This window comes from Streptomyces sp. (assembly GCF_050698815.1).
Lineage (GTDB): Bacteria > Actinomycetota > Actinomycetes > Streptomycetales > Streptomycetaceae > Streptomyces.
Genome location: NZ_JBOHCV010000264.1, coordinates 1 through 4,825 on the forward strand (window position 1 = coordinate 1; position 4,825 = coordinate 4,825).

General features: G+C 73.6%; 3 protein-coding genes. All 3 read right to left on the minus strand.

Translation table 11 applies throughout. The features are described from left to right. Nucleotides 1–124 precede the first annotated feature (124 nt). Complete coding sequence (gene shc, locus ACRDP3_RS09680; protein WP_431516459.1) at nucleotides 125–2,158, minus strand: squalene--hopene cyclase; 2,034 nt, start codon at nucleotides 2,156–2,158, stop codon at nucleotides 125–127. Between the two features lie 43 nt (nucleotides 2,159–2,201). Continuing rightward, the gene (locus ACRDP3_RS09685; RefSeq protein ID WP_431516460.1) at nucleotides 2,202–3,272 is read right to left on the minus strand and encodes a polyprenyl synthetase family protein; all 1,071 of its coding nucleotides are present in this window, start codon (nucleotides 3,270–3,272) and stop codon (nucleotides 2,202–2,204) included. Nucleotides 3,273–3,364: 92 nt separating this feature from the next. Further along, nucleotides 3,365–4,822 carry a hydroxysqualene dehydroxylase HpnE gene (hpnE, locus tag ACRDP3_RS09690; protein WP_431516461.1) on the minus strand — a complete coding sequence of 486 codons (1,458 nt, stop codon included), beginning with the start codon at nucleotides 4,820–4,822 and terminating at the stop codon, nucleotides 3,365–3,367. Nucleotides 4,823–4,825 lie beyond the last annotated feature (3 nt).

Consider the following 4,825-nt stretch of genomic DNA (forward strand, 5'->3'; position numbering starts at 1 on the left):
ACGGTGACCGGCCCGCCGGGCCGGTCACCGTGCTGACCCGCTGCGCCCCGGCTGCTGCCGTCGCGCAGCGCGAGGCGTTCGATGCCCAGCGCGCACGCGATCAGCAGCGGACCGCCGCGGTCCGTCATCCGACGTCCGTCCGCCCGCTGCCGGGAGCCGCGGGAGCGCCGGGGTGCAGATAGCGGCCGAGTGCGGTGACCGGGAAGACCATCCGGTACAGGTGGTAGTTGATGGAGAAGTCCCAGGGGAAGCCGGTGCCGGTGAAGTGGGGTTCGTCCCAGGAGCCGTCCTCGCGCTGGGTCTCGGCGAGCCGGCCGACGCCGCGTTCGACGGCCGTGGAGGCCCGTTCCCCCGCCGCGAGCAGGGCGAGCAGCGCCCAGGCGGTCTGCGAGGGGGTGGAGGCACCGAGCGTGGCCCGTTCGCGGCCGTGCAGGTAGGAGCGCAGGTCCTCGCCCCAGCCGCCGTCCTCGTTCTGCACGCTCTCCAGCCAGCTGACGGCCCGCCGGATCGCCGGGTGGGTAACGGGCAGGCCGGCGGCGGTGAGGGCGGGGACGGCCGACCCTGTGCCGTACACGTAGTTGACACCCCAGCGGCCGAACCAGGAGCCGTCGGCCTCCTGTTCGGCGAGCAGCCAGGCCACGGCCCGGCGCAGGCGCGGGTCGTCCCGGTGCCCCTCGGCGGCCAGCATCTCCACCATGTGGGCCGTGACGTCCGCGGAGGGCGGGTCGATGACCTCGCCGAAGTCGCAGAAGGGCAGCCGGTTGGGCAAGCGGCTGGTGTTGTCGACGTCGAAGGCGGCCCAGGCGCCGTTACGTGACTGCATGCCCATGCTCCAGCGCACCGCGCGGCGCACGGCCCTCTCCACCCGCGCCGGGTCGTGGTGCCGCACCCGGCGCAGTGCGAGGACGACCTCGGCGGTGTCGTCGGTGTCCGGGTAGTTGTCGTTGTGGAATTCGAACGCCCAGCCGCCGGGCGGCAGGTGAGGCCTGCGTACGGACCAGTCGCCGGGGCGCATGACCTGCTCACCGAGCATCCAGTCGGCGGCCTTGACCAGCGCGGGATGGTCGGCCGGCAGTCCGGCGTCGGCGAGGGCGATGGTGGCCAGGCAGGTGTCCCAGACCGGGGACTGGCACGCCTCGACCATCCGCCCGGCCGCGGCTTCTCCGGCAGCTGTGCGGTGGACGGTGTAGCGGTCCAGGGATTCGAGCCCGGCCCGCATGACCGGGTGGTCCAGGTCGTAGCCGAGCAGGTGCAGCGCGATCAGCGAGTAGACGGCGGGCGGCTGGATGCCGCCCCAGCATCCGTCGTTCTCCTGCCGCTCGATGATCCAGCGCCCGACGTTCCGGAGCGCGGCCCGGCGCAGCGCCCGTGAGCCGATCCTGCGGTAGCCGTGCAGGGCCCGGTCGAGGCGCTGGAAGACACCGTCCCAGCTGGTGGCCGGCGCCATCGGGCGCGGCGGGCTGGGGAAGGACGGGTCCTGGTGCAGCTCGTCGAGAGAGAAGGGCGCCGGGCGGACGGGACGCTTCGCCGAGACCACGGTGAGCGGCACGATGGTCTGCCGAGCCCAGCAGCCGAAGTCATAGATGTTGAGCGGGAACCACTTCGGGAAGTAGATCATCTCGGGAGGCAGTTCGGGCAGGTCCTCCCAGCGCCACCAGCCGAAGAGCGCCAGCCAGATCCGGGTGAAGACCCGGGCGGCGGCGACGCCGCCCTGCTCGCGCACCCAGGCGGCGGCCCGCGCCATGTGGGGGGCGTCCGGGGCGTCTCCGGCGAGCCTGAGCGCGACGTACGCCTCGATGGTGGTGGAGATCTCGCCGGGACCCCCGTGGAAGGTGGCCCAGGTGCCGTCCGCGCGCTGCTGGGAGCGGATGAAGCGGGCAGCGTCCCGGATGGTCCGCGGCTCGCTGATGCCGAGGAACTCGCGCAGCAGCAGGTCCTCGGCGTCCATGCTGACGTTGGTCTCCAGGTCGCCCTTCCACCAGCCCTCCGCATGCTGCCTGGCGAGGAGGTTCTCGACGGCACGGCCGGTCGTCCGCTCCACCCGGACCCGCAGGCTCTCCCGCGCCGAATCCGGTGCCGGGTCCGGGCCGGTGCGCTTCGTGCGGGAGAGTGTGCCGGTCTCCGCGGCCCCGGTGCCGCCGTCGGCTGTCGCTGTCATCTCGTCCCTTTCGAAGTGCCCGGTCAGTGCCGGCGCGTGGGGTTCATCGCTGCCGTACGACGACGAAGTCGGCCAGCGCGGTCAGCTGATCGCGCACCTGGCCCGGCATGTCGACGGGGTCGAGCGCCGCGAGGGCCGTGGCGTGCTGGCGCTGCGCCTCCTGAGACGTCCACTCCCGGCCGCCGGCCTCCTCGATCAGCTCGGCGCGCGCGGCGAACTCCGCCTCGTCGAAGTCCTCGAACTCCGCCTGGCTCTTCTTGGCGTCGGCCGCCATCAGCTCCGCCAGCCGTGCGGTGGCCGGGCCCTGAGCGGCGAGCGCGGCGACCACCGGCAGCGACTTCTTGCGCTGCCGCAGGTCGCTCCACGCCTGCTTGCCCGTGGCCTCCGGGTCGCCCCAGATGCCCAGCACGTCATCGACGGCCTGGAAGGCCAGTCCCAGGTGGAAGCCGTAGGACTCCAGGGCGTCGGCGGTACGGTCATCGGCACCGCCCAGCACCGCGCCGATGGAGACCGCGCAGGCCAGCAGGGCACCGGTCTTGTTGCCCTCCATCTCCAGGCACTCCTCGACGGTGACCCGCTCGCGGTGCTCGTAGGAGATGTCCTGTGCCTGACCGTCGATGAGCCTGCGGGAGGCCAGGGTCAGGCGGCGGGTGGCGCGGCCCGCCTCGACGGTGGCCAGCTCCAGCAGTATTTCGTTGGCGAGCGCGAAGAGAGCGTCACCGACGAGAATCGCCTGGGCGGGGCCGTGCACCTTCCAGACCGTGTCCCGGTGGCGACGCTGCTCGTCGCCGTCCATCAGGTCGTCGTGCAGCAGCGAGAAGTTGTGCACCAGCTCGACCGCGACCGCACCCGGGATCCCGGTCTCGGGTGCGGCTCCCGCGGCCTCCGCCGAGAGGAGGGCAAGGGCGGGGCGTACGGCCTTGCCGCCGTCGGCGTCGGAGGGCCTTCCCTCCGCGTCGATCCAGCCGAAGTGGTACGCGGCGACGGTGTCCATCGGCGGCGCGAGCCGGTCCACGGCAGCGCGCAGCACAGGCGTGGCGAGCCTGCGTCCGCGCTCCAGCAGGGCGCTGACGCTCGTGTTGTCGACGACGGTCTGCGGGTTCGCCGTGGTCACGGGGTCTCCTCTGCGTTCTGTGCTGTTCGTGCCGGTGCTGGTGGTGCCGGTGGTGCCGGTGGTGCTGATGCGGGTGGCCGCGTCGAGGCTGGTCATGCCACCGCCCTTCCTGTGATGCCGGGCACTGGATCGTTGTCGTGCGGGCGGCCCATGACGGTGAGGGCTTCCCTGGCGGCGGTCGCCCCACTGCGTACAGCGCTCTCCATGGTCGCCGGCCAGCCAGTATCGGTCCACGCTCCGGCGAGGTGGACACCGGGAGCCCCGGTACGTGCCCCGGGGCGCAGCCGGCCGACGCCGGGACGCGGGTCGAAGGTGGCGGTGCGCTCCCGGGTGACGAAGAAGTCGCGCACGGCCGCGCCCCGCGCGGCGGGCAACAGCCGTGCCAGCTCCGGCAGATAGCGCGCGCGCAGCGCGGCTGCCGGCTCGTCGATCTCGTCGTGCGCGGCGGACTGGGAGAGGGCGAGGTACTGGCCGCTCGCCAGCCCGGATGGGACCGTACGGTCGAAGACCCACTGCACCGGCGAGCCGAGTGCGGCGAAGAAGGGGCGGCGCAGCACTCTCCGGTCGTAGATCACATGCAGGTTGAGGATCGGCGCCGTACCGATGTCGAGGAGCCGGCCGGGGTCGGACAGCGCGCCGGCGGGCAGCAGTGCGTGCGCCTCGCGCTGCGGTACGGCCAGTACGACCGCGTCGGCTTCGTACTCCTCGGCGACCGCCTGCCCGTGCCCGGCGATCACCCGCCAGCCGCCGCCGGCCCGTGGGCCGATGGTCCGGGCCCTGGCCCGGGTGACCGTGCGCACGCCCGCCTCCTCGAGTGCCGCGTGGGCCAAGGTGTCGTGGAGGTGGCCCAGCGGTACCCGGGAGATGCCGATGTCGGCGGCGCCGGGGGCGGAGAGCAGTCCGGTCTTGAAGACCATGGCGGCCAGGCCCATGGAGGCGTGCCGGGCGCGGGCGTTGAGGGTCGCGGTGCCCACCAGATCCCACAGGGCTTCGACGGCGCGGCCGGACTGGCCGTGCCGGTGCAGCCAGGTGGCGAAGTCGACGCCGTCCAGGGCCGGGTCGGCCGGGTCCAGCTCTCGCAGAGCGAGTGCGGCACGGCCGGCGGCGGCCCGTTCGGCGAGCGAGAGGTGGCGGTATCCGGCCAGGCCGGCGGCGAGGTGCAGCGGTACGGGCAGGGCGGTGCGGCGCAGCCTGCCCAGCCGGGGCCGGGCGGGAGCCGCGTCGAGGACGGGCACGTCCAGCCGGCGCTGCAGCGGAGCGAGCCCGCTGCCGCCGATCCGGTCCAGGAACCAGGTGTAGGCGGTGCAGCAACGCAGGTGTACGTGCTGCCCGTTGTCGATGCTGAGCGGGCCGGCGGGTGAGTCGCGCCGGAAGGAGAAGGCGAGCCCGCCGAGCCGTGCCCGTGACTCCAGGAGGGTGGTGGCCACGCCCGCGTCCGCCAGTCGCAGCGCCGCGGTGACGCCGGCGAGGCCACCACCGATCACCACGGCCCGGCGGCGGCTGGCGGCGTCACGCACGGCGGTCCTCCTGTGCGTGTACGGGCCGGTCATGCG

Bases quoted from the DNA above. Each gene is read 5' to 3' on its own strand.
- hpnE (WP_431516461.1), bottom strand. From the start codon at position 4,822: ATGACCGGCCCGTACACGCACAGGAGGACCGCCGTGCGTGACGCCGCC.
- shc (WP_431516459.1), bottom strand. From the start codon at position 2,158: ATGACAGCGACAGCCGACGGCGGCACCGGGGCCGCGGAGACCGGCACA.